The following is a 23,524-nucleotide window of genomic DNA, read 5'->3' as shown; positions in this document are numbered from 1 at the left end:
GCCTCTGACAACTCCCCCGCAGGGGCGCCGCACGCCGCGCCACGAGAGGGAAATACCGGCAGCGCCGCGCCACTGACCTAGGGTGGGCAACTGGTCCGTGGCTGCACCGGCAGCCCAGTACGACAAGGAGACCCACTGACATGACCGACACCGGCGAGACCTACAAGGGCGAGTTCTACTGCGTCAAGTGCAAGGAGAAGCGCGAGACGGAGGGCAACGTCGTCGAGTCCAACGGCCGCCGCATGGCCAAGGGCACCTGCCCGGAGTGCAACACCAAGCTCAACCGCATTCTCGGCAAGGCCTGACGCACCGGTCGACGACGGGGTGGCACGCGCGGGGGGCGCGGCCACCCCGTCGCCGTGTCTCGGGGCTCATGGGGTGACTGTGGACGAGCGAGGCCGTGGGTCGTGGTCGGCGGTCGAGACTGGTTCTCCCGCCGTCCACGCGGTGATCGTCGTCGGTGTCGTCGCCCGTCATGAGGAGTCCCGGTGTACCCCACGCTCAGCCCCGCCACTCCCCTCCTGCACCGCGGGCCAGGAGAGATCCAGCTCGGGCTCGACCCTCACGAGGCCGTCGTGCTCTCCGGTCTGTCGGCGCAGGAGATCCGCTCTCTCGAGGCGTTGGACGGTTCACAGCCGTTGGAGGCTCTGCACGGCCGCGGCACGGGCGCCGGCGACCGTTTCGTCGGCCTCGTACGGGCCCTCTCCCGTCGCGGCTTCGTGGTCGACGCCCGCGCCGACCCGCCCCCGCTCGATGCGACGATCGCGATCGACGGCCAGGGCCCGACGACGGATCTCCTCGCGGGCCTGCTGCGTGACGTCGGGGCGATCGTTCGCCACGGCCCCGAGGTGCTCGACGAGATCGACCTCGCCCATCGGGCCGGCCGCAGGTCGCTGACCGGCGAGCACATCGACCTCGTCGTCCGAGTCACCTCAGGTGCCCTCTCGCCCGTCGACGCTCGACACGACGGCGTCGACTGCCTGCCGGTGCTCGTGCGCGGCAGTACCGTCACCGTCGGCCCGTTCGTCTCCGACGAGGGACCGTGTCTGCTCTGCCTCGACCTCACGCGAGCCGACCACGATCCGGCGTGGGCGCTCGTCCTCGCCCAGGCGCAGCGGTTCTCCGAACCCCGTCGCCGGTCACCGATCACCGCACTTGCGGCCTCGCTCGCCTGCTCGCGCATCGTCGAGCACCTCGACGCCGCGGGCACAGGGCCGGTCGAGCGTGGCCGCACCGAGGACCCCTCGGTGTCGGTGGAGATGGCGGTGGCGCCGCCGCGACTCACCCGGCGCACCTGGGCCCGGCATCCGCGGTGCCACCGCCACGGATCGCGGGCGGGGTTCGCGGATCGAGGCGCGGCCCCCACAATGGAGGGGTGAGCGAACCTCCCCGCCGCGGCATCACCCGCACCGCGAGGCTGGCGACCCTGCCCCTGGGCGTCGCCGGGCGCGCCGCTCTCGGCGCCGGGCGCCGCCTCACCGGCGTCCCGGCCGAGGACATCGCCCTCGACCTGCAGAACCGGGCCGCCGAGCAGCTCTTCGCCGTCCTCGGAGAGCTCAAGGGCGGCGCCATGAAGGTCGGGCAGGCGATGTCGATCTTCGAGGCCGCGATGCCGGAGGACCTCGCGGGCCCGTATCGCGCGGCGCTGACCCGGTTGCAGGATTCGGCGCCACCGATGCCCGTGGCCACGGTGCATCGCATCCTCGCCGAGAACCTCGGGCCGCGGTGGGCCACGAAGTTCCGTGACCTCGACGACGCCCCCGCGGCGTCGGCGTCCATCGGCCAGGTGCACCGGGCCGTCTGGAAGGACGGTCGCGAGGTGGCCGTCAAGGTGCAGTACCCCGGCGCCGGCCCCGCGCTCGTCGGCGACTTCCGGCGCCTGGCCCGCGTCACCCGCATGTCCGCCGGGTGGGTGCCCGGCCTGGATCTGCAGCCGCTACTCGAGGAGTTCGTCGGCCGGGTCGCGGAGGAACTCGACTACGAACGCGAGGCCGCGAGCCAGAAGACGTACTCCGAGGCCTTCGCCGGCGACCCGCACATCCTCGTTCCGGCCGTCGTCCACCACGGCCCGACCCTGCTGGTCACCGAATGGCTCGACGGCCTGCCGTTGTCGCGCATCATCGCCGAGGGCACCGAGGAGCAGCGCTCCCACGCCGCCACGCGCTACCTCGAGTTCCACGTGGCCGGCCCCGAGCGCGCTCGGCTGTTGCACGCCGACCCGCATCCGGGCAACTTCCGCCTCCTGCCCGACGGGCGCCTCGGGGTCATGGACTTCGGCGCGACCGACCGACTGCCCGACGGGTTGCCGACGGCCATCGGCGAACTGCTGACCCGCGCCCTCGAGGAGGACGCGCAGGCCGTTCTCGACGGGCTGCGGGAGGAGGGGTTCGTGCGCGCCCACATCGACATCGACGCCGAGGAGTTGCTCGATGTCATCGACCCGTTCCTCGACGCCGTCCGCGTCGACGAGTTCCGGCCGACCCGCGCTTGGTTGCGCAGTCACGCCGAACGGCTGCGGGATCCGCGCTCGGTCGACTTTCGCACGAGCCTGCGGCTCAACCTGCCGCCGGAGTACATGATGATCCAGCGGGTGTGGGCCGGCGGCGTCGGTGTGTTGTGCCAGCTCGCGGGCGTGGTGCCGGTCCGGTCCGTCCTCGCTCGCGGGCTCCCCGGAGCCGAGTTCTCCGAGACCGTCTGAGACGCCTCGCCGCCCCCGCCCGATGGGGGAAGGGGCGGCGAGGAACGTCCTGGCCTCGGCACGTGGGGTCAGGCCGCGACCTCGGTCTTGCGCGGACGGCCACGTGGACGCTTGCGTGCGACGACTTGGCCGGCGACGAGGAGCTGGCCACCCCACACGCCCCACGGCTCGCTGCGCTCGAGGGCCTCCTGCAGGCATTCCTGCAGCAGAGGGCAGTCGAGACACAGCTCCTTGGCGCGTTCGACATCGCTGGGAGCGTCGGCGAACCAGAGCTCGGCGTCGTGGATGCGACACGGCAGTGCGCGGTCGGCGGGCATCGGATACCTCGATGGATCGTCGGGACCGGTGGGTCCCGGCGAAGCGCTCACCTCGTCCGGTGCGAACGGGTACGGCTTCGGGGGAACAGGGAACGAAATGGAGTGCGCTCAGCGCGTGCGTGCGACGAGGCGCGGACGAACGGGGCCATAGGGGCTGCCGAGGACGTGACCGGCGTTGGTATCGGCCGGAAAGCCGAACGGACCGGTGTGCTCGACGCCGACGGACGTGGTGGATCCGAAGGCCTCTGCGGTGATGTGAATCGTCATGGTCAACCCCTCCCCTCTGCGCTCGTAGCTCGTGCTGCTGCCATTCCGCCCTGATCGATGATCGAGGCGAGCCGCCGTAGCGACACGACCAGCGTAAACAAAGGCGTCTCGGGCTCGCAACGGAATTAATTCCCGGATTCGGTCAACTCCGATTCGAGCCTCCCGCGATCACGCCGGGGAGGACTCCTCGCCGGTGAGAACCGCGAGAACCGCTGCGCCGTAGAGATCGAGTTTGCGGGCTCCGACGCCCCGGATCTGCGACAACGCGGCGCGATCGGCCGGGCGGTGCTCGGCGATGGCCTCGAGGGTGGCGTCGGTGAACACCGCGTACGCGGGCACCTTGGCTTCGGTCGCGACCTCGAGACGCCACGCGCGCAGGCGTTCGAAGAGATCGGCGTCGTACGTGGGCGGGCAGTCGGCGCACCGGCCACGGGTGCGATCGGACGCCGAGACGAGTTCGGTGCCGCACCCCGCGCAGGTGACCCGACGGGCGCCGGTGCGCGGCCGGCGTCGGCTCGAGGTGGCCGGTGATGCTCCCCGCCCGCCGCGTGCGGCCCGCGCGCCGTCGCCGAGGACCTCCCCGGCGGCCTCGAGGAACCGGGACGGGCGGCGGTTCGCGCGTCCACCCGCGGACCGGGACTGCGCCCACGACAGCCGCAGCTCACGCCGGGCGCGGGTGAGGCCGACGTACAACAGGCGCCGCTCCTCCTCGACGGCCTCGACACCCTCGGCCATGGCGATCGGGATGAGGCCCTCGGAGGCGCCGACGAGGAACACGACGTCCCATTCCAGACCCTTCGCGGCATGCAGGGACGCCAGCGTGACGCCCTGCACGGTCGGGGCGTGCTGGGCCGCAGCGCGTTCGTCGAGGTCGGCGACGAGTTCTCGCATGCGGGCGCCCGGTGCCGTGGTGACGAGGTCGACCGCGAGCTGGACCAGGGCGTCGAGCGATTCCCACTGCTCGCGCACCGCCCCTCGACCCGCCGGTGGCTCGGGCGACCAGCCCAGGCTCGAGAGGACGTCACCGACCGCGTTGGGCAGCGAGACCTCGGGATCGTCGCTGCGGACCGCGCCGCGCAGCAGCAGCACGGCCCGCTTGACCTCGGGCCGGGAGAAGAAGCGTTCGCCGCCGCGGACGAGGTAGGGGACGCCCGCCTCGGCCAGCGCGTCCTCGATCACCTCCGACTGGGCGTTGGTGCGGTAGAGCACCGCGATCTCGGCGGCCGGCGTACCCGCCTCGACGAGGGCGGCGACGGCCTTGGCGACGCCCGCCGCCTCCGCGGGGTCGTCGGCGTACGTCGTCAGGGTCGGGCTCGGCCCCGCCTGTCCCTGCGCGACGAGGCGCCGGGCCGGCCCACCCGCGCGTCGCAGGACCCGGTTGGCGAGGTCGACGATCTGAGGTGAGCTGCGGTAGTTGCGGTCGAGATGCACGATTCGGGCGCCGGGGTGCCGCATGGAGAAGTTCGTGAGGTGGGCGGGCGAGGCGCCGGTGAAGCTGTAGATGGTCTGGGCCGGGTCACCGACGACGCAGACGTCCTTGCGCTCCCCCACCCACAGGTCGAGCAGTCGCTGCTGCACGGCGTTGACGTCCTGGTACTCGTCGACGACGAAGTGCCGGTACTGGCCACGAACCTCGCGAGCGATCTCGTCGGACTCCTCGAGGATGCCGACCATGAGCAGCAGCACGTCCTCGAAGTCGATGACCCCGCGCCCGGTCTTGGTCGCCTCGTACTGCGCGAGCAGACGACCCATCGTCTGCGGGTCGACACCGGCGGCCTCGCGGCCGGCCCGGATCGCGGCGGCCGGATACGTCTCGTCGGTGAGCATGCCGACCTTGGCCCATTCGATCTCGGCCGAGAGGTCACGCACGACCGCCTTGTCGGTGGAGATGCGCAGACGAGAGGCGGCCTCGGCGACGATCGCGCCCTTGTGGGCGACGATCTCGGGAGCCGCTCCCCCCACGGCACGCGGCCAGAAGTAGTGCAGTTGCCGCAGGGCGGCGGAGTGGAACGTGCGGGCCTGGACCCCGGCGACCCCGAGGGCACGAAGACGCGTGCGCATCTCTGCGGCCGCCCGCGCGGTGAACGTCACCGCGAGCACCTGCGAAGGGCGGTAGGCACCGGAGGTGACACCGTAGGCGATGCGGTGGGTGATGGCCCGCGTCTTGCCCGATCCCGCCCCGGCGAGCACGCACATCGCCCCCAACGGGCTGCTCGCCACCTCCCGCTGATCGGGATCGAGCGCGTCGAGGATGTCGTCGGGCGTCACGAGAGGGGCGGGACGTGCCGGCGAGGAGTTCGAGGGCGGTGCGGGGATCATCACCGTCGATCCTGACAGAGGCCACCGACAACCGGTCACGGGGAGCCGGCGGACTAGGATCGGGGCGTCTGCCGGCGCGGCAGACATCCATCGACTCCCGCGGAGGCCGGCGTTGGCTGCACATCCTCTCGTTCCCCCGCCCGGCGCGGTGACCGTCTACGCGACGTCGTGGTGCCCGTACTGCTCGCTCTTGCGACGGTCGCTCGAGGACGAGGGCGTTCCCTTCGAACTCGTCGACGTGGAGCAGAGTCCCGACGCGTCGGCGGCGGCCGCGGCCGTCGAGAAGATCAACGGCGGCAACCGTGTCGTGCCGACCGTCGTCTTTCCCGACGGCACGACGGCCACCAACCCGGGCCTCGACGACGTCCTGCTGCGCATCGCCCGCTAGGACGGGCGGTGCCAGGCCGGGCCGCCGCGTTCGTCGACCCCAGGCACGACGAGCGGCCCGCCGTACCAGGACTCGATGAGCCGGCGCGCGATCGACAGGGTTCCCGGCAGCATGAGGCGGCCGTCGTCCACGCCCTCGGTCAACTCCTCGCGTGTGAACCACTCCGCCTCGGCGATCTCGCCCGTGTCCAGGGTGACGTCGGTATGCGTCGCCCAGCCGGCGAACCCGAGCATGAGGGACGCGGGGAACGGCCACGGCTGGCTGCCCGCGTACGCGACGCGACCGACCTCGACCCCCACCTCCTCGGCGACCTCGCGGCGCACCGCGGCCTCGGCGCTCTCGCCCGGTTCGACGAATCCGGCGAGAACCGAGCGACGGCCGTCCGGCCACTGCGGTGAGCGCGCGAGCAGCAGGCGATCGTCCGCGTCGCGGATGCCCATGATCACGGCCGGGTCCGTACGCGGATAGAGCTCGCGATCCTCCCTGGTGCAGCGCCGCACCCACCCCGCCGACGCGGGCACCGTGGGCGCTCCGCAGCGCGAGCAGAACCCGTGCGTGCGATGCCAGATGATCATGCCCTGCGCGGTCATGAACTCGGCGACGTCCTCGGCGTCGAGCCACGGCCCGACCTCTCGCAGGGTCTGCCACGTGACGCGCGGGTCGGTGGCGCTTCGACCTGCGATGTCGGAGGCGGCGTCACCGGACCGGGTGCGTGTCTCGTCGGCCGGGAGGGCGACGGCGAACTCGGCCGCACCGTCGTCGTCGCGGTCGAGGAACACGACGACCTCGGCCTCGGCGTCCTCCGGTGTCGCCGATCGCCACTGCAGCCGCGGGTTTCCGGACTCGTCGTCGACGACGGCGCAGCGATCGCCGACGACCTCGAGGACCCGGGTCGACGGCTCGGCGAGGACCGCCCGCAGGTCGAGCGAGGGGCGTTGTTCGGAGTGCCGGTTGCGCGGTGCGGCGGCCCCGGCCACCGCACCGGCGAGACGGTGCAGCGACGGGTCGTCGGCGGGCTCGGAGCTCATGGCGTTCACGGTAGTCCGAGACGCTCAGGCCGCATCCGGCGCACCGGGTGAGTCGGCGATCCCGGCCCCACCACGCGGGCTACCGTGGGCGGGTGAAGATCACCCCCCTCCACCTCGCTGCGCTCGCCGACGCCGCCGTTCCCGGTCTCGTGCCGATCGGTATCCACGTCGTGGCCGAGAACGTCGGCGACCGGTTTCACGTGGGGTTCGTCATCGACGATCAGGAACGCGCCTGGGTGGTGCGGGTTCCGGGCGATCCGGTGTCGGCGGCGTTGCAGGACGCGTCGATCCCGTTCATCGAGGAGGTCGCCGATCGGCTGCCGTTCGACGTGCCCGCGCCCGCAGGTGTGGCGGCTCTCGGTGACGGCCGCAGGGCGATGGTGTACCCCTACCTGCACGGGCGGATCGTCGACTTCGCGCTGCTGCCCGCGGGCCCGGGTATCGCGACGGGCATCGGGGCGGCGATCGCGGCCCTGCACGACGTGCCGGTCGACGCGCTGGACGAGACAGGCGTTCCCGTGTACGACGCCGAGGAGTGCCGCCACCGGCACGTGAGCGACGTCGATCGCGGGGCCCGCACGGGCCTGGTTCCCGCCGAGCTGCTCACCCGGTGGGAACGCACTCTCGACGACGTGTCGTGGTGGCGCTTCGCGACGGTGCCGGTCCACGGCTACCTGTCCAACGCCCATCTGCTCGCCGACTTCCCCACCGAGGACACGAGCTCCGGACGGGTGTCGGCCCTCGTGAGCTGGGAGGGCGCCAAGATCGGGGATCCGGCCGAGGACCTCGCCTCGCTCGCCCGTTCTGCGCCGCCCGAGGCCGTCGACACCGTCTTCGGCGCCTACGCCCAGTACCGGCGCGAGCCGGTGGACCCCCACCTGCGGGAGCGGGCCCGGCTGCTCGGTGAACTGCGGGTGCTCTCGCGGCTGCTCGCCGCTCATAACCGCGGCGACGAGGCCGCGGTGTCGCACGTCGTCCGCACGATGCACCGGCTCGTTCAGGTCATCGCGGAGGACGGCCCGATCTCCGGGGCTCACGAAGAGGCCCGTGGAGCGCTGCCGGTGGTCTTCGAGGACGAGCCCGCCGACGAGGACTGGTACTCCTCCACCTCCCCGACGGCCCGGCGAACGGGGTCGACCCCGCTCGCCGAGCGAGAATCCGAGAGCGCGACGCTCCAGCCTGTCGAGGCTCGCCCGAGCGACCCGAACGACGAAACCCACGACCGCGAGTCGCAGACCGTCGAGACCGAGCACCCGGTCGACTCCGTGGCCGCGTCCGACGGGGCCCACCCCGCGAAGGGCAGGGGTGCCACGCGCGCGGGGACGCCTGCGCACGGTCATGGCCGGGTGGTCGAGTTCGAGGAGTTCGAGGAGCTCGGCGAGCCCGACCGGGGTCCGGCCCGCTCCGACCGCTGATCGCGAGCGGCACCCGACCGGGCGTCGGACACATCCGTCGACCGCGGCGCGGCCGTGAGGTCGGCGAGCAGGGCGACGAGCTCGTCCTCACCCGGCAGGTCCGGGCGGAGGGTGGCCCCGGTGGCGGCGTAGTAGAACGCGGCGTCGATCTGCTCCAGTGGCAGCCCACTCCACCGGGAGTAGGCGAGGCGGTAGACCGCGAGTTGCACGCTGCGTTCGGCGAGACGCTGCGGCGAAGGCGGAGAGCCGGTCTTCCAGTCGACGATCGTCACCCCGCCGTCGGCGCGCGGGAAGACGGCGTCGATGCGCCCGCGGACGGGTAGGCCTGCGACGACCGTCTCGAGGGACACCTCCACCGCCAGTGGTGTGGCCGACGCCCACGGACTCGCGAGGAACAGCTCTCTCGCCTTCTCGAGGTCCGGGATCTCCTCGGGCTCGTCGGCGTAGCCCTCGAGATCGAGGTCGTCGACGAGGCTGGCGCTGCGGTAGTGCTGTTCGATCCAGGAGTGGAACGCCGTGCCGAGCCTGGCGGCGGTCGCGGGTGGTGCCGGCATGGGGCGTCGCAGCCGCTCGGCGTAGCCCTGCCGGTCGGTGCGCAGGTCGACGAGGGCGGAGGTGGAAAGGTGCCCGGGCAGCCGTGCGACGTTCTCGTCGACTCGAGGCGCCGAACGTTCCGCGATCAGGATCTCGACGAGGTGGGACAGTTCGGCGAGTTCCTCGGCGTCGCGGCCATCGAGATCGGTCTCGAGGTCGATCCCGAGCTCGTCGGCGAGCTCGGCCAGCAGGTCGCGCGAGGGCGTGCCGTCGGGCGCCTCGGTTCTCGGGTCTTCGAGGCGGCGTCGACGGTCGCGCGCAGCCTCCTCCACCCAGGCCGCCGACACGCGTTCGGCCGCATCCCGCGGGTCGTCCCGCACCACCGGCCACCGTGCGGCGGGCGTCTCCAGCAGGGCGGGGTTGGTGGCGTCGGGCTCGGGCTCGGCTGCCCAGACGCGGGAGCGCACCAACCCGGGCACCTCGAGCAACTCGGTGAGGAATCGCGAGGTCACGCGCGGTTTCTCGCCGTCGAGCCACACACTGGCCGACAGCAGCAGGCGGTGCCGGGCGCGGGTGAAGGCGACGTAGGCGAGGCGCCGCTCCTCCTCGAGAGCATGCCGGCCACCCTCCGCGGAGAACTCCCCGATGGCCTTCGCGAGCTCGGTGAGGTCGTCGACGCCCTGCCAGGGCAGGCGCGGCAGCCCGTCGCGGTCGCCTCGGAGGTCGTAGGGAATCGAGCCGAGGCCGGTGAGCCATCCCTTGGACGACGGGGTGGGCAGGCCGCCAGCCTTGGGCGCCGCGTACGAACGGTGGGAGGGAAACGCGGCCTCGACGAGCCCGGGAACCGCGACGACGTCCCATTCGAGCCCCTTGGCCGCGTGCACGGTGAGGACCTGGACGGCGCCCTCGGCGACGTGGGAGGCGGGCGAGTCCAGCCCCCGCTCCTCGTCGCGGGCTGCATCGAGCCAGTCGAGGAATCCTCCGAGCGTCGGCCGGTCGGCCCCGTGGGCGAAGCCGGCGGCCGCGTCGGCGAACGCGTCGAGATGACGACGGGCGGTCTCGGGCAGGGTGTCGAGCGCCGCGGCGACCTCCACGTCGAGGCCGAGGCTGCGCTCGGCGAGCACGACGAGCTCGGGCAACGGGTGTCCGACCGCGGCGCGCACGGTGGCGATCGTGCGTGCCAGTCGGTGCAGCCGGCTGCGGGCCGCGGGAGAGAGGGTCTGCCCCTGGCCACCGACCCAGTCGGGAGGTGGGAGGGTGTCGACCGCCTCCACGAGGCTGGGGCCCTCGTCGTCGAGGTCGACCTCGCTCCGCTCCGCCGGGTCCTCCTGCCGGGCATGGTCTGAAGAGGCGGGGGCGGCATCGTGGCCGCCGTGCCGTCGCATCTGGCGCGACCAGGCACCCAGCGCGTCGAGGTCCGCTGCGCCCAGCCGCACGTACGGCCCGATGAGGAGCCGCATGAGTGCGTCGCCGCGCGAGGGGTCGTGGACGACCCGCAGCAGTGAGACGAGGTCGCTCACCTCCGCCCGCGTGAGCAGGCCGCCGAGACCGACGACCTCGACGGGGATGCCGCGGGCGCCGAGGGCGTCGGCGATCGCGGCGAACTGCGCACGGCGGCGGCAGAGTACGGCTGCGGTGATGCCGGAGTGGCGTCGTCCGGAGCCGGGTCGCCACCAGTGCTCCGCGATCCAATCGGCGACGTGGGCGGCCTCCTCGGCCGCCGTGGGCAGCCGAGCCGCCTCGAGGGTGCCCTCGCCCGCGAGCGGAGACGGCCGCAGTTCACGTACCGGCACCGGGCTCGCCGCCGACAGCGGCGCAGCGGTCGTGTTGGCGGCCGCGAGGATCGCGACGTCGTTGCGCCAGCTCGTCGACAGCGGCAGCACCGCCGGTACGAGCACACCCGCGTCGTCGAGGGACTGCGTGCCCTCGGCCGTGTCACTCACGATCGAGGTGTCACCGGCCGAGACCGAGGAGGCCGGCACGGTGAACCGGCGGGGGAACGCCGCGAGGGTCGTCGCACTCGCGCCGCGCCAGCCGTAGATCGACTGGTGCGGGTCGCCGACCGCCATGACCGGCCGCGTCGTACCGGCGCCAGGATCGGCGAACAGCGCGTGCAGGAGCCGCATCTGGGCCTCGCTCGTGTCCTGGAACTCGTCGAGCAGAATCACGGAGTAGCGATCGCGCTCGGCGCGTGCGACACCCGGGTCGAGCTCGGCGAGGGTCGCGGCGAGCGCCATCTGATCGGCGAAGTCGAGGGACTCGCTCACGGCCTTGGTGCGCGCGTACGCCTCGAGCAACGGCAGGATCTGGCCCTGCGCGCGGACGTGCTCGAGCATGCTCTTCACCGGTGCCGGGACGCCCTTCGCGCGGCTGCTGCCCTGCGGCAGGTGGGCGACGTGCCGTTCGAGATCACCGAGATATCCACGCAGGTCGTCGACGGTGCACAGGTGCTCGGCGAGCTGCCCGGCGAGGTCGCGCACGGCAGCGGTGACCGTGGACTCTGCGTTGTCGACCGACTCCATCGGCCCGTCGTAACGCACGACGACCTCGTGCGCGTACTGCCAGGCGGCCGCCTCGGTGAGCAGCCTCGCGTCGGGCTCGATACCCAGCCGAAGGCCGTGTTCGCGCACGATGCCACCCGCGTAGGAGTGGTACGTGGCCACGGTGGGCAACGAGTCGGGCTCGATGGTCTCGCCCACAGCCAGCTGTGTGTCGGTGGACGTGCCCGCCTGCCACAGGCCAGTCGTCGCGAGGCGTCGCAGCCGCCCACCGATGCGTTCGGCGAGCTCTCCGGCGGCCTTGCGGGTGAAGGTGAGGCCCAGGATGCGCTCGGGAGCGACGAGCCCGTTGGCGACGAGCCACACCACCCGGCCCGACATCGTCTCGGTCTTGCCCGAACCTGCGCCGGCGACGACGAGCATCGAGGTGAGTGGGGCCTCGATGACGGCCTGTTGCTCGGGCGTGGGGGTGGGAAGGCCCAGCGCTGTCGCGACGTCGGCCGCGGAGTGCCGGGGTCGGGAGGCTTCGGGGTGTGGTCCTGGGGCGGTCACCGCAGCGTCTCCCCCTCGGGTTGGATCGGGCAACTGAAGCGCGATTCGCACACGCGGCACCACGTGCCGGCGTTGGCGCGGAACGTCGAACCGGCCATTCCCTCGGCGGTGTCGGCGAGCAGGGTGGCGGCCCACTCCGGGTCGTCGGACTCGGCGAGGGGGCCTTGTTCCTGTAGTGCACCGCGGGACCCACCTCCCTTGCCGATCTGCATGAGGGCTGCCCCGGCGGATCGGGAGCCGAGCTCGCCGAAGGCGCCCTCTTCGACGGCCACCTGGTAGGCGCCGAGCTGCGGGTGGGTCGGCAACTCGGCCGTTCCCGGCTTGCTCGAGCCGGTCTTGAGGTCGACGACGCGCAACCGGCCCTGTGCGTCGCGTTCGAGCCGGTCGACCCGTCCGCGGACGACGGCGCGCCCGAGACGCACCTCGACGTCGATCTCGGTGCCGACGACCTCCCATCCGTTGGCGAGCGCGGTCGTGTGCTGCCGGTGGAGCCGGTCGATCATCGACGTGGCCTGCTCGTACTTCTGCCGAGAGATCCAGCCCGGCGGGAGATCCAGCTCCGGCCAGCGCCGTTCGAGTTCGGCCATGAGGGCCGTGTGGTCGCCGTTGTCGACCGTGGCAGCGATGTCGTGCACGAGGGTGCCCAGGGAGGAGGCGACAGTGCCGCCGCCGGCCTGACCACCCGAGCCGGCGAGCAGCCACCGCAGCTCGCAGCGAGCGAAGGCCTCGATCTTCGAGGGCGACACGACGAGCCGGTCGCTCTCACCGCGGCGGGGGCGGTCGTCGCTGACCCCGCGCAACCCCCACCAGTCGTTCGGGTCGGCTCCCGCGACCCCCACCCGGCCGAGACGTTCGAGGAGGGCCGCGGTGAGGCGGTCCGCCGGACGTGCGGCCATGAGCATCGTGGGGTCCCCTGCCCGCGCGTCGGGGCCGTCGTGAAGGCCTGACGTCTCGAGGGCAGCCAGGGCCCCGGTGCCGAGGCGCCGACGCAGGGAGGCGACGAGGTCGGCCGTGGTCATGGGTGGCGGGGGCGCGGCGTAGGGCCGAGCATCGTCGACGGGGTCGAGGAGATCGAGGAACGGCGAGGGGCTCTCGTCGTCGTTGCGCACCGCGGTGAGCAGCAGCGAGCGGCACGTGCGGGTGACGGCCACGAGCAGGAGCCTCGTCTCGTCGGCGCGTACGGCCGCGCGGGCGGCCTGGGGCGACGCACCGCGCCCGGTGAGCGTGTCGACGAGCGTGGCCGAGCCCAGCACCGATCCGCGGAGGCGCAGGTCGGGCCACACCCCCTCCTGGAGTCCGGCGACGACGACGAGATCCCACTCGAGGCCGGCGGCGCCCGCCGGGGTGGTGAGCGTGACGCACTCGTCACCGGGAGCGCGGGCGACGAGGGTGTCGCCGGCGACGTCCTGACCGCGGACGTGCTCGAGGAATCCGTCGGGGCCGCGCTGGGGCAAGCGGTCGACGTAGCGCGCGGCGGCGTCGGTGAGGGCGACCACCGCGTCGAGGTCGCGATCGGCACGCCGGCTGCCCGCGAGGGCGGCGTGACGCCACGGCTCGGCGAGCCCGGATGCCTGCCACATGGCCCACAGCACCGTCTCGGCCGTCACGCCCGTCTCCCACGAGCCGTCGGCGCGACCCGCCGCGGCGACGCCGGCGGCGAGCACGTCGCGGATCCGCCGCAGTCCCGAGACCGGTGCCCCCTCCTCGAGGTCGTCGAGCACCGAGTCGCCCAGCACCGCGGCGACGAGCAGGTCGTCGGTGTTGCGACGCGCGTCGGTGTCGGGTGCGTCCGGCTTCTCGGCGTCGGCGGACGCAGGCGCGCCCACCTCTGCCTCCCCCACCGTGGATGACGACACCGAGCCGGACGAGCCGCCGTTCACCGCTCGCGCGTCCGCCCGTCGCAGAGCGCGCTGGAGGCGTCGTACGGCGAGGGAGTCGGTGGTTCCGAGGGGCGAGGAGAGTAGGTCGAGGACCGTCTCCGCATCGAGCGTCGTCGGGCCACCCAAGGCGAGGATGAGCGCCTCCTCGAACAGGCGCAGGAACGGCCGCACGGCCTGCTCCTCGCGCAGGGGGACCCGCGCACCGGGCACGTCGACCGGGATGCCGTCGCCGGCGAGAACGCGCCGCATCGTCGCGCTGCGCCCTGCACCCCGCACGATGACCGCCATGCGCGAGTAGGGCATTCCTTCGACGAGGTGAGCGTGCCGCAGGCGCGCCGCGATGAACCTGGCTTCGGCCGTGGCCGTGGCCAGAACCGCTGTCTCGACCTCACCCTCCGACGCCTCGGATCCGGTCGTCGCGCCCGGCGTCCGAGCTTCGACAGGCGCTGCTGGTGGGTCGTCGGCGGCCGATCCGGTCGAGGAGTCGCCGGTGCGGCCGCTGCGGGCAGCGGTCTCATCGCCCTGCACCTGTTCCGAACTCGTGTGCGCAACCGCGCCTGTTCCATCGACATCACCGTCGATGCCCTCGATGCCGTCGAGAAGGTCGAACAGCGTCGGTTGATGGGTCTGCCCGCGGACGCCGTCGGATCCGCTCTCGCCGGCCACCGACACCTCGGATCGCTGTGCGGGCTGCGACGGTGGCGTTCCATGCTGCGAGCGCTTCGGGGTCTGCGATGCGACAGGCCGCTCCTCGTTCGCCGTCGTCGTGCCTCCTCGCCGCAGCCGGTGCGTGACGGACCCGACCGCGCCGATGCGGTCGGCGAGGCGCGCGGCGGCGGTGGCGACCCGCACCGTCAGTCGCCAGGACCGGTGCAGCGTGCGCGTGATGGTGGCCGGGTCGGTCAGCATGAGTCGCGGGTCGGCACCGCGGAAGGTCTGGGTGGCGGCGTCGGGATCTCCGATGAGGACCACCTCCGTGCCGGGTGAACGCAACAACCGCAGCAGTCGCGCCGCGGGGGCGGTGAGTTCCTGCGCGTCGTCGACGACGACGAGGCGCACCTCCTCGTGCACCCGCGCCGCCGTCTCGGGGTCGTCCTCGATCAGGTCGGCCGCTGCCGTGAGGATCCACGCCGGGTCGTACCCGCCGGGCGTCGACAGGGCGGTCACCTCGTCGTATTCGGCGAGCACGCGGGCGGCCGCCGCCCAGGCGGCGTTGCCCTCCTGTTCGGCCAGCCGCGCGAGGCCCGCGGCGTCGAGGCCGTACTCGACGGCCCTCATCAGCAGATCTCGCAGCTCGGCGCGGAAACCGCGTGTGCGAGTGGCCTCGGAGAGCTCGGCGGGCCACAGCGGACGACGCCCGAACCCGCTCTCGTGCCCGGCGAGGAGCTCCCGCAGGACCACATCCTGCTCGGGGCCGCTCAGCAACCGAGGCACGGGCTCTCCCCGTTCGGCGGCATCGCGTCGCAGCAGCCCGTAGGCGAACGCCTGCACGCTGCACACGAGGGGCGACGCCGTGGTGGCCTCGAGTTCGGCGGTCAGGGAGTGCCGTAGGCGCGCCGCGGCGACCCGGGTGGGCGCAAGGACCAGGGCTTCGTGCGGACGTACCTCCTCACCCGCCACACGGTCGAGCACGGCGTGCACCGCGACGGTGGTCTTGCCCGTTCCCGGCGCGCCGAGGACGCGGACGAGCTCACCGCGGGCCTCGACGGCGGCGCGCTGAGAGTCGTCGAGGCGAGCGGCCGCGACGACCCGCGCCGCGTCTCCTCGCACGAGCCGGCGAACCCCGGAGCGCGCGTCGGAGCGCGGCGGGGGCGAGGCAGCGACGTCGGCGGCCGCAGCGGCGGGTGGAGGAATCGGCATGACGGCATTCCAACAGAGCCCACCGACAACCCTTCATCGGCCGCCCCTCGACGCCGCTGACCTGCTCCGAGGCAAGAACGGCACCTCGCGAGTGGCGGGGATCACGCCCGATCGTCATCTCGACGGCGCGACGGCGACACGTCGGCGACACGACGACGAGGCCTCTGTCGACAACGTGCCCCCGGATCGCTCCGTCTCGGCGTTTACTGGTGGGTACGCAGCGTCGCGGCCTCCCTGATGGCTCGCACGCGGCGAGTCGATCACGAGCTGGAGGGTGTCATGAGACGTACGAGGACTGCCATCGGAATCGTCGGTGCGAGCGTGCTGCTCGCCGCGTGTGCGGGTGGCGGAGGTGGTGGCGCCCAGCCGGAGAGCGGGTCGAGCGGAGCGGGCAGCGATGTGGGCGCCGGCGACGCGAGCGAGGTTCAGGTCGTCACGTGGTGGGCGCAGGGCAGCGAGAAGGCCGGTCTCGAGGCCCTTCAGAAGGTCTTCCAGCAGCAGCACTCCGACACGAAGTTCGTCAACGCAGCCCTGGCCGGTGGTGCGGGCTCGCAGGCCAAGCAGAAGCTCCAGGCCGACCTGCAGGCGGGCAACCCGCCGGACACGTTCCAGGCCCACGCCGGCGCAGAGCTCACGGACTACATCGATGCCGCGCAGATCCAGGACGTGAGCGCGCTGTACGACGAGTTCGCCCTCAAGGACGCGTTCCCCCAGAGCCTCCTCGACCGGCTCACGGTCGACGGCAAGATCTACTCGGTGCCGAGCAACATCCACCGGGCCAACGTGCTGTGGGCCAACCCCAAGGTGCTCCAGGAGGCGGGAATCGATCCGGCTCGGACTCCGAAGGACGTCGACGCGTGGATCGCCGACATGGAGAAGGTCAAGGCCAAGGGCAAGACGCCCATCGCCCTGGGCATGGACTGGACCCAGACCCAGTTGCTCGAGACCATCCTCATCGCCGACCTCGGACCCGAGAAGTACAACGGGCTGTGGGACGGCAAGACCGACTGGGCCGGCCAGGACGTCACCACTGCCCTGACCCACTTCCAGAAGATCGTCGCGATGTCCAACACCGACCGCGACGGCCTCGACTGGGAGCCCGCGATGCAGAAGGTCGTCGACGGCCAGGCGGCCTACAACGTCATGGGCGACTGGGCCGTCGCCGCGTTCGAGGCACAGAAGAAGAAGGAGGGGACCGACTGGATCTGGGCTCCCGCACCGGGCAACGACAAGGTCTTCGACTTCCTCGCCGATTCCTTCACCCTGCCGGTGGGTGCCAAGCACCCCGGTGGCACGAAGAACTGGTTGCAGACCATCTCGAGCAAGGAGGGCCAGACCGCGTTCAACAAGGTCAAGGGCTCCATTCCCGCTCGCACGGATGTGGCGCCCGGCGAGTTCTCCGAGTACCAGCAGAAGGCCATGGAGTCGTTCAAGTCGGACACGATCGTGAGCTCTCTCGCCCACGGTGCCGCGGCTCCCGTGGCCGTGTCGACGAACATCAACAAGGCCGTCGTCAAGTTCACCCAAGGCGCCTCCGACCTGCCGACCTTCCAGAAGGAGCTCGTCACCGCCACCCAACCGCTCAAGGGCTGAGGGCACGAGACCTCTGCGGCCGGGCGGGTTCTTCTCGACCCGCCCGGCCGTGACTCGTGACCCGTGACCGGAAAGGCAGGCATGAAGGCCAAGCTCGGACAGTGGGGGCCACCACTGTTGCTCATCTCACCGTCGATCGTTCTCATCGCGGTCTTCGTCTACGGCTTCATCGGAATCAACGTCCAGCAGTCGATGTCGGACGCGCACAACGCGGCCAAGGTCACCGGGCGTCGCCCGGTCTCGTTCGTCGGGTTCGACAACTACGTGGATCTCTTCGCGCAGGAGTCGTTCCGGCACTCGTTGACCAACCTGCTGCTGTTCACCGTCGTGTTCCTCGCGGGCACCATGCTCATCGGGTTCTGCTGGGCCTGGTTGATGGAGCGCCCCACGCGGGGTGAGGGCCTGTTCCGATCGGTGTTCCTCTTTCCCATGGCCGTGTCGTTCGTCGCCTCGGGCGTGGTGTGGAAGTGGCTGCTCAACGCCAACCAGGGCGCGCAGGCCTCGGGACTCAACCGCCTCTTCCAGATGATCGGGCTTCCGTTCCTCCAGAATCCCTGGTGGACGCACATCACGTTCGGCATCGTCGCCATCGCGCTCCCGGCGATCTGGCAACTGTCGGGCTACGTCATGGCGTTGTTCCTCGCAGGCTTTCGCGGGATCCCCGAGGAGTTGCGGGAGGCAGCGCGCATCGACGGGGCGAGCGAATGGCAGCTCTACCGCCACGTCCTCTTTCCGCAGCTCTCGCCGATCGCCCTCTCGGCGCTCATCATCATCGGCCACATGTCTCTGAAGTCGTTCGACCTCATCATGTCGATCGCCAATCAGTCGGCGTACTCGACGGTGGTGCCGGCCATCGACATGTTCAACTACAAGACGACCTACGACTTCGCCAACTCCGCGGCCGTGGGCGCGATCCTTCTGGTCATCGTGGCGGTGCTCGTCGTCCCCTATCTCGTTCACGAGGCCCGCGCGAGGAGGTCGCGATGAGCGCCCCGGTCGAGTCGACGATCCCGGCCGCGCCCCGCCCCGCCGGGCGCCGACCGAGCACCGCCGGAGTTCTGCGTCATCTGGCGCTGTTCGTCTCGCTCGTCGTCGTCCTCATCCCGGTATACGTGCTGGTCGTCACGAGCTTCAAGGGTGTCGGCGACGCGGACCCCTCGCGCACGTGGCTGCTGCCGCGCACGTGGACCCTCGACAACTGGCGCGAGGCCTGGACCGCGCTCTCCCCTGCTCTGTGGCGGAGCCTGCAGATGGTGATTCCGGCCGCGATCCTGTCCTCGCTGCTCGGCTCGATGAACGGGTTCGTGCTCTCCCGCTGGCGTTTTCCCGGGGCCGATGTCGTATTCACGCTCATCCTCTTCGGGATGTTCATCCCCTACCAGGCCGTGATGATCCCGCTGCTGCAGCTCATGCTCAATCTGCAGGTGCCGAGCGGCATCACGAGCCTCATCGTGCTGCACGTCGTGTACGGAATCCCGATCACGACACTCATCTTCCGCAACTACTACGAGACGGTGCCCGTCGAACTCATGGAGGCTGCCCGCGTCGACGGGGCCGGCATGCTGCGCACGTATTTCTCGGTCGTCCTACCGATCTCGGTTCCGAGCTTCGTCGTCGTCCTCATCTGGCAGTTCACCTCGGCCTGGAACGACTTCCTCTTCGCGGTGTTCTTCACGAGCAGCCAGAACGGTCCCGTGACCATGGCTCTCAACAATCTCGCCAACGGCGCCATGCTGCAGAACTACGGAGTCTCGATGGCGGGCGCGCTCGTTGCGTCGTTCCCCACGTTGCTCGTGTACGTCCTGCTCGGCAAGTACTTCGTGGGTGGTCTCATGGCCGGTTCGGTCAAGGGCTGACCGCCGATGCGCCTGTTTGAGCACGTGGCCGCGGCTAGGATGCCGGTCTCGGCGTGGACCGACCCGTGCGAGCAGACTCAGACGGAAGGAGCCGGTTTTCGTGGTGACGAGCTCCGGTGACACCCCCAGCGTCCCCCGTGGAACGCGCCTGCCGCGCGAGGCGCGTCGAGCCCAACTCATCGAGGCCGCGCTCTCGGTGTTCGTCGAGTCGGGCTACCACGCCGCGGGCATGGATGAGATCGCGGATCGCGCCGGCGTCTCCAAACCCGTGCTGTACCAGCACTTTCCTGGAAAGCTGGAGCTCTACCTCGCGCTGCTCGACTCCGCATGCGAGCAACTCATCGACGGGGTGCGAGAGGCGCTCGGCTCCACCACCGACAACGAGCAGCGGGTGGTGGCGACGATGGGCGCCTACCTCGACTACGTCGCCCGTCATGGAGGCGCCTACCGGCTCGTGTTCGAGTCGGACCTGCGTCAGGAGGCGCAGGTGGCCGAGCGAGTCCGCCACGTCGAGTCCTCGACCTCGGAGGCCATCGCCGCGGTCGTCATGGACCAGGCGGGACTTCGGGAGGCCGAGGCCCGGCTCGTCGCGACCGGCGTCGTCGGCATGGCGCAGACGGCGGCTCGCGTCTGGCTGGCCCAGGGCGCAGAGATCCCGCAGGAGGAGGCCGCACGCATCCTCGCCGAGGTCGTGTGGAGAGGCATCCGCACCTTCCCCGTCCTCGAGGACGTGAAACAGCCACGCTGACCCGCGCCGCCTCGGCCCTCGACGGGGGAAGAACGCCGACCCGCCGGTCGTTACCCTGGTCGAGAACCGGATCGTCGCGTCGTCGACGCTCCCGCCAGCAAGACGTCGCAGGCCGAGAGGGCCTGCGCCGCCGCAGCCCGAAAGGAGACCTCGTGGAGGTCAAGATCGGTGTCCAGAACACGAGCCGCGAGATCACCCTCGACTCCGACCAGTCGCCCGAGGAGATCGAGACCGCGGTGACGTCGGCCTTCCAGAGCTCCGGGCCGCTGCGCCTGGTCGACAGCAAGGGCAGCATCGTGCTCGTTCCGAGCGGCGCCCTCGCCTACGTCGAGATCGGCTCGCCCCGCAAGGGCGGCGTCGGTTTCGGCATGCTCTGACCAGACGCTCCCTCCTCGGCCCGGTCGCGTCGACGCGACCGGGCCGAGGTGTGTCGTGGGGCTCCCGGCCGTCGCCTCGCACCGGCGCCACGCCGGTTGCATCCGGCCGCCCGCCGGTATGGAAGTAGCGCGGGAGTAGAATGGTGGCGACAACCACGGTGCCCGGTCGGCACGACTCTGCGAACATCCCCGGCGAAACATCTCGCCGTAGCGCCCGATGAGGCGCTCTGAATGACCTCCGATCGGCCCGCCACACCCCGCGCGCCTGCCGCGCCCGGGACGATCGAAGGACATCCATGACCGATCTCACCCTGACCGGATCCACCCAGAGCAGCGCCGACGACGCGACGGGCGCCGCCGTGACCAGCGCGGCCGCCACGACCGGCGAGACCACCGGCGAACAAGCCGTGGCGCAGCTCGCCGAAGACGTCGTCACGGTCGACGAGACCGACGAGTCCGTGGCCGACGCGCCCACGACGTTCGCCGACTTCGACATCCATCCCGACATCGTCGCCGCGCTGGCAGACGGGGGCATCGTCAGCCCGTTCCCGATCCAGGCGATGACGCTGCCGGTGGCCCTCGGCGGCCACGACATCATCGGCCAGGCCAAGACGGGCACCGGCAAGACCCTCGGCTTCGGTGTCCCCCTGCTCAACCGCGTCGTCGCCCCGGGTGACGAGGGGTTCGAGGACCTCGCCCACCCCGGCCGCCCGCAGGCCCTCGTCGTCGCCCCGACTCGCGAGCTCGCGACGCAGGTGGCGGGCGACCTCACCCGCGCGGCGAAGCGCCGCGGCATCCGGGTGACGACGATCTACGGCGGCCGCGCGTTCGAGCCGCAGATCGAGGCGCTCAAGACGGGTGTCGAGGTCGTCGTCGGCACCCCGGGCCGTCTCATCGACCTGATGAAGCAGGGCCACCTCAACCTGCACTCGGTGCGCACCGTCGTGCTCGACGAGGCCGACGAGATGCTCGACCTCGGGTTCCTCCCCGACGTCGAGAAGCTCCTCGCCCAGACCCCGGCCTCGCGCCAGACCATGCTGTTCTCGGCGACGATGCCCGGCGCCGTCGTCACCCTCGCCCGCCGCTACATGAGCCGCCCCACCCACATCCGGGCGATCAGCAACGACGACGAGGGCCAGACCGTGGCCGCGATCGACCAGTTCATCTACCGCGCACACGCGATGGACAAGGTCGAGATGCTCGCCCGCATCCTCCAGGCCAAGGGCCGCGGGCTGACGATCATCTTCAGCCGCACCAAGCGCACCGCCGCGAAGGTCGCCGACGAGCTCACCGACCGCGGCTTCGCGGCCGCGAGCATCCACGGCGACCTGGGCCAGGGCGCTCGCGAGCAGGCGCTGCGGGCGTTCCGCAACGGCAAGGTCGACGTGCTCGTCGCCACCGACGTCGCGGCCCGCGGCATCGACGTCGAGAACGTCACGCACGTCATCAACTACCAGTGCCCCGAGGACGAGAAGACCTACCTGCACCGCACCGGCCGCACCGGTCGCGCGGGCAACAAGGGTGTCGCCGTCACCCTCGTCGACTGGGATGACATGCCGCGCTGGGGCCTCATCGACAAGGCCCTCGGCCTCGGTGTTCCCGAGCCCGTCGAGACGTACTCCTCTTCGGAGCACCTCTTCACCGACCTCGACATCGACCCCAAGGCGACGGGCCGGCTGCCCCGCTCGGAGCGCACACGCGCGGGCCTGGCGGCCGAGCGTCTCGAGGACCTCGGGGAGACCGGGGCCGCCGCCGGCCGCGGTTCGCGCCGGGGACGCGGGCGCGGCCGGGACGATGCCCCACGCAAGGACGCTCACCAGAAGACCGACGAGCGCCCGGCGCGCAGTCGCCGTCGTCGTCGCACCCGCGGCGGCAAGGCCACCCCGTCGGGAGACTGAGGTCCGCACTCCCTATGAACAGGGCCGGGGCTCGGCACGCGCTGCCGCCCCGGCCCTCGTGCGTACCGGCGCCTTTCGGCGTCCGGTCCCGCATGCTGGATGACTTGGACAGCCGTTCATGTGGCGTCCTAGATTGACGTCGTCGCAGACCACTTGGGGGTGTCTGCCGACACGTCGGGGGAATCGGATTCGCTGTAGCGGGCACCGCACGGTGCACTTGGGAACCGCTGCGATCCCGTCCTCCGACACATGACCTGGTGACCTGCAGCCCACCCCTTCGGGCGGTAGTTCGCCCTCCGGTGCGCCGACTCCTCCCTCGGGTGACGCACCCCGCGAGCCCTGCGCCTCCTCCCGGCGCGGGGCTCGCCGCGTTTCGTGGCAACCACTCATCTACCGCCGATCGTCACCGGTCGTCATCGGTCCTCGGTGGCCGTCGCAGCGGCGCTCAGGGACGGACGATCCCCCGATGTGTCGGCTCGGCGAGCATCGCGTCGAGCACGGCGGGGTCGGTGGCGCGGGCGCCGAGGCGTTGGGGTTTGCCGTCGCCGTGGTAGTCGCTGGAGCCGGTGACGTGCAGCCCCAGGTCACGGGCGAGTCCGTGCGCCTTGTCGCGCTGGGCGTCGTCGTGATCGGGGTGGTCGCCCTCGAGGGCGAAGAGTCCGGCGTCGGCCATGTCGGCGATGACCTCGTCGGGCACGATCCGGCCGCGGCGCTCGGCGAAGGGGTGAGCCATGACCGGCACTCCCCCGGCGGCGCGCACGAGCCGGGTCGCCTCGACGGGGTCGGGCGCGTAGTGCGTCGCGTAGTAAGGCGACCCGGTGTAGAGGTAACGGTCGAACGCCGCGGTGCGGTCGGGCACGACGCCGTTCTCGACGAGAGCGTCGGCGATGTGCGGACGCCCGATCGTCGCGCCCTCGACCACCTGTGCGCTGACGTCCTCCCACGTGATCGGCATGTCCACCGCGAGCCGGTCGACGATGCGGCGGGCCCGGGGGTCGCGACTCTCGCGGGCCGCGTCGAGTTCGGCGAGCAGCTCGGGATGACGCGGATCGTGCAGGTAGCCGAGCAGGTGCACGCTGATGCCCCGCCACGAGCACGAGATCTCGATCCCCGGCAGCAGTCCGACACCGAGACGGGTCGCGGCGTCGATGGCCTCGTCCCAGCCGGCCGTCGTGTCGTGATCGGTGATCGCGACGACGTCGATCCCGGCGGCGTCGGCCTCCTCGACGAGCTGCGCCGGGGTGTCGGTGCCGTCGGAGGCGAGCGTGTGGGCGTGGAGGTCGACGATCATCCCCC

At 71.6% G+C, this 23,524-nt stretch carries 18 protein-coding genes; 11 read left to right on the top strand and 7 right to left on the bottom strand.

The window, feature by feature from the left end; translation table 11 throughout:
• Window positions 1–140: 140 nt before the first annotated feature.
• From BN1197_RS01925 to BN1197_RS01915, 3 genes are all read left to right on the top strand, one after another.
• A complete protein-coding gene (locus BN1197_RS01925; protein ID WP_095999829.1) occupies window positions 141–305 on the top strand; it encodes a DUF5679 domain-containing protein in 165 nt (54 codons plus the stop codon).
• A 183-nt stretch (window positions 306–488) separates the two neighbouring features.
• Window positions 489–1,379: a hypothetical protein gene (locus BN1197_RS01920; RefSeq protein WP_040155720.1), complete on the top strand. Its 891-nt coding sequence runs from the start codon at window positions 489–491 to the stop codon at window positions 1,377–1,379.
• Window positions 1,376–2,698 (top strand): ABC1 kinase family protein, encoded by a 1,323-nt coding sequence (locus tag BN1197_RS01915; RefSeq protein ID WP_040155718.1) that lies wholly within the window; start codon window positions 1,376–1,378, stop codon window positions 2,696–2,698. The genes BN1197_RS01920 and BN1197_RS01915 overlap by 4 nt, the downstream gene beginning before the upstream one ends.
• A 68-nt stretch (window positions 2,699–2,766) precedes the next feature.
• On the opposite strand, the gene BN1197_RS01910 is transcribed toward BN1197_RS01915, so the two are convergent.
• From BN1197_RS01910 to BN1197_RS01905, 3 genes are all read right to left on the bottom strand, one after another.
• A complete protein-coding gene (locus tag BN1197_RS01910) occupies window positions 2,767–3,015 on the bottom strand; it encodes a WhiB family transcriptional regulator (RefSeq protein WP_040155716.1) in 249 nt (82 codons plus the stop codon).
• A 108-nt stretch (window positions 3,016–3,123) separates the two neighbouring features.
• On the bottom strand, window positions 3,124–3,282 hold the full coding sequence (locus tag BN1197_RS17220) for a hypothetical protein (RefSeq protein WP_176489692.1): 159 nt from the start codon (window positions 3,280–3,282) through the stop codon (window positions 3,124–3,126).
• Between the two features lie 168 nt (window positions 3,283–3,450).
• Window positions 3,451–5,601: an ATP-dependent DNA helicase UvrD2 gene (locus BN1197_RS01905; protein WP_052465865.1), complete on the bottom strand. Its 2,151-nt coding sequence runs from the start codon at window positions 5,599–5,601 to the stop codon at window positions 3,451–3,453.
• A gap of 112 nt (window positions 5,602–5,713) precedes the next feature.
• On the opposite strand from BN1197_RS01905, the gene BN1197_RS17625 reads away from it, so the two are divergent.
• Window positions 5,714–5,989, top strand: a complete 276-nt coding sequence (locus BN1197_RS17625) for a glutaredoxin domain-containing protein (RefSeq protein ID WP_052465864.1) — start codon at window positions 5,714–5,716, stop codon at window positions 5,987–5,989.
• On the opposite strand, the gene nudC is transcribed toward BN1197_RS17625, so the two are convergent.
• Complete coding sequence (gene nudC, locus BN1197_RS01895) at window positions 5,986–7,017, bottom strand: NAD(+) diphosphatase (RefSeq protein WP_052465863.1); 1,032 nt, start codon at window positions 7,015–7,017, stop codon at window positions 5,986–5,988. The two genes, BN1197_RS17625 and nudC, sit on opposite strands and share 4 nt — an antisense overlap.
• A gap of 92 nt (window positions 7,018–7,109) precedes the next feature.
• Between nudC and BN1197_RS01890 the strand changes: the two genes are divergently transcribed.
• A complete protein-coding gene (locus BN1197_RS01890; RefSeq protein WP_052465862.1) occupies window positions 7,110–8,432 on the top strand; it encodes a phosphotransferase in 1,323 nt (440 codons plus the stop codon).
• On the opposite strand, the gene BN1197_RS01885 is transcribed toward BN1197_RS01890, so the two are convergent.
• The gene (locus BN1197_RS01885; protein WP_082043542.1) at window positions 8,354–12,016 is read right to left on the bottom strand and encodes an ATP-dependent helicase; all 3,663 of its coding nucleotides are present in this window, start codon (window positions 12,014–12,016) and stop codon (window positions 8,354–8,356) included. The genes BN1197_RS01890 and BN1197_RS01885 overlap by 79 nt on opposite strands.
• On the bottom strand, window positions 12,013–15,756 hold the full coding sequence (locus tag BN1197_RS01880) for an ATP-dependent helicase (RefSeq protein WP_052465861.1): 3,744 nt from the start codon (window positions 15,754–15,756) through the stop codon (window positions 12,013–12,015). The genes BN1197_RS01885 and BN1197_RS01880 overlap by 4 nt, the downstream gene beginning before the upstream one ends.
• 279 nt (window positions 15,757–16,035) lie before the next feature.
• On the opposite strand from BN1197_RS01880, the gene BN1197_RS01875 reads away from it, so the two are divergent.
• The 6 genes from BN1197_RS01875 to BN1197_RS01850 all read left to right on the top strand — a co-directional run bounded on the left by BN1197_RS01875 (window position 16,036) and on the right by BN1197_RS01850 (window position 22,228).
• On the top strand, window positions 16,036–17,349 hold the full coding sequence (locus BN1197_RS01875) for an ABC transporter substrate-binding protein (RefSeq protein WP_040155900.1): 1,314 nt from the start codon (window positions 16,036–16,038) through the stop codon (window positions 17,347–17,349).
• A gap of 81 nt (window positions 17,350–17,430) precedes the next feature.
• Entirely contained in the window at window positions 17,431–18,336 is a 906-nt protein-coding gene (locus BN1197_RS01870) for a carbohydrate ABC transporter permease (protein ID WP_040155711.1), read from the top strand.
• A complete protein-coding gene (locus BN1197_RS01865; RefSeq protein WP_052465860.1) occupies window positions 18,333–19,205 on the top strand; it encodes a carbohydrate ABC transporter permease in 873 nt (290 codons plus the stop codon). Before BN1197_RS01870 ends, BN1197_RS01865 begins: the two co-directional genes overlap by 4 nt.
• 100 nt (window positions 19,206–19,305) lie before the next feature.
• On the top strand, window positions 19,306–19,953 hold the full coding sequence (locus BN1197_RS01860; protein WP_217991133.1) for a TetR/AcrR family transcriptional regulator: 648 nt from the start codon (window positions 19,306–19,308) through the stop codon (window positions 19,951–19,953).
• 152 nt (window positions 19,954–20,105) lie between these two features.
• Window positions 20,106–20,330 carry a DUF3107 domain-containing protein gene (locus tag BN1197_RS01855; protein ID WP_040155710.1) on the top strand — a complete coding sequence of 75 codons (225 nt, stop codon included), beginning with the start codon at window positions 20,106–20,108 and terminating at the stop codon, window positions 20,328–20,330.
• Window positions 20,331–20,626: 296 nt separating this feature from the next.
• Window positions 20,627–22,228, top strand: a complete 1,602-nt coding sequence (locus BN1197_RS01850) for a DEAD/DEAH box helicase (protein WP_082043541.1) — start codon at window positions 20,627–20,629, stop codon at window positions 22,226–22,228.
• 445 nt (window positions 22,229–22,673) lie between these two features.
• Here BN1197_RS01850 and BN1197_RS01845 read toward each other — a convergent pair whose 3' ends face one another.
• Entirely contained in the window at window positions 22,674–23,519 is an 846-nt protein-coding gene (locus BN1197_RS01845; protein ID WP_040155708.1) for a PHP domain-containing protein, read from the bottom strand.
• Between the last annotated feature and the right edge of the window lie 5 nt (window positions 23,520–23,524).

Origin of the sequence: Mobilicoccus massiliensis (assembly GCF_000826525.2) — a bacterium.
Taxonomy (GTDB): Bacteria; Actinomycetota; Actinomycetes; order Actinomycetales; family Dermatophilaceae; genus Mobilicoccus; species Mobilicoccus massiliensis.
This window is presented reverse-complemented; position numbering and strand designations above follow the sequence as displayed.

Excerpts from the sequence above, each read along its gene's own strand:
- BN1197_RS01925 (WP_095999829.1), top strand. The coding sequence starts at position 141 with ATGACCGACACCGGCGAGACCTACAAGGGCGAGTTCTACTGCGTCAAG.
- BN1197_RS01850 (WP_082043541.1), top strand. The coding sequence starts at position 20,627 with ATGACCGATCTCACCCTGACCGGATCCACCCAGAGCAGCGCCGACGAC.
- BN1197_RS01870 (WP_040155711.1), top strand. The coding sequence starts at position 17,431 with ATGAAGGCCAAGCTCGGACAGTGGGGGCCACCACTGTTGCTCATCTCA.
- BN1197_RS01845 (WP_040155708.1), bottom strand. The coding sequence starts at position 23,519 with ATGATCGTCGACCTCCACGCCCACACGCTCGCCTCCGACGGCACCGAC.
- BN1197_RS17220 (WP_176489692.1), bottom strand. The coding sequence starts at position 3,282 with ATGACGATTCACATCACCGCAGAGGCCTTCGGATCCACCACGTCCGTC.
- BN1197_RS01875 (WP_040155900.1), top strand. The coding sequence starts at position 16,036 with ATGAGACGTACGAGGACTGCCATCGGAATCGTCGGTGCGAGCGTGCTG.
- BN1197_RS01905 (WP_052465865.1), bottom strand. The coding sequence starts at position 5,601 with ATGATCCCCGCACCGCCCTCGAACTCCTCGCCGGCACGTCCCGCCCCT.
- BN1197_RS01865 (WP_052465860.1), top strand. The coding sequence starts at position 18,333 with ATGAGCGCCCCGGTCGAGTCGACGATCCCGGCCGCGCCCCGCCCCGCC.
- nudC (WP_052465863.1), bottom strand. The coding sequence starts at position 7,017 with ATGAGCTCCGAGCCCGCCGACGACCCGTCGCTGCACCGTCTCGCCGGT.
- BN1197_RS01910 (WP_040155716.1), bottom strand. The coding sequence starts at position 3,015 with ATGCCCGCCGACCGCGCACTGCCGTGTCGCATCCACGACGCCGAGCTC.
- BN1197_RS01880 (WP_052465861.1), bottom strand. The coding sequence starts at position 15,756 with ATGCCGATTCCTCCACCCGCCGCTGCGGCCGCCGACGTCGCTGCCTCG.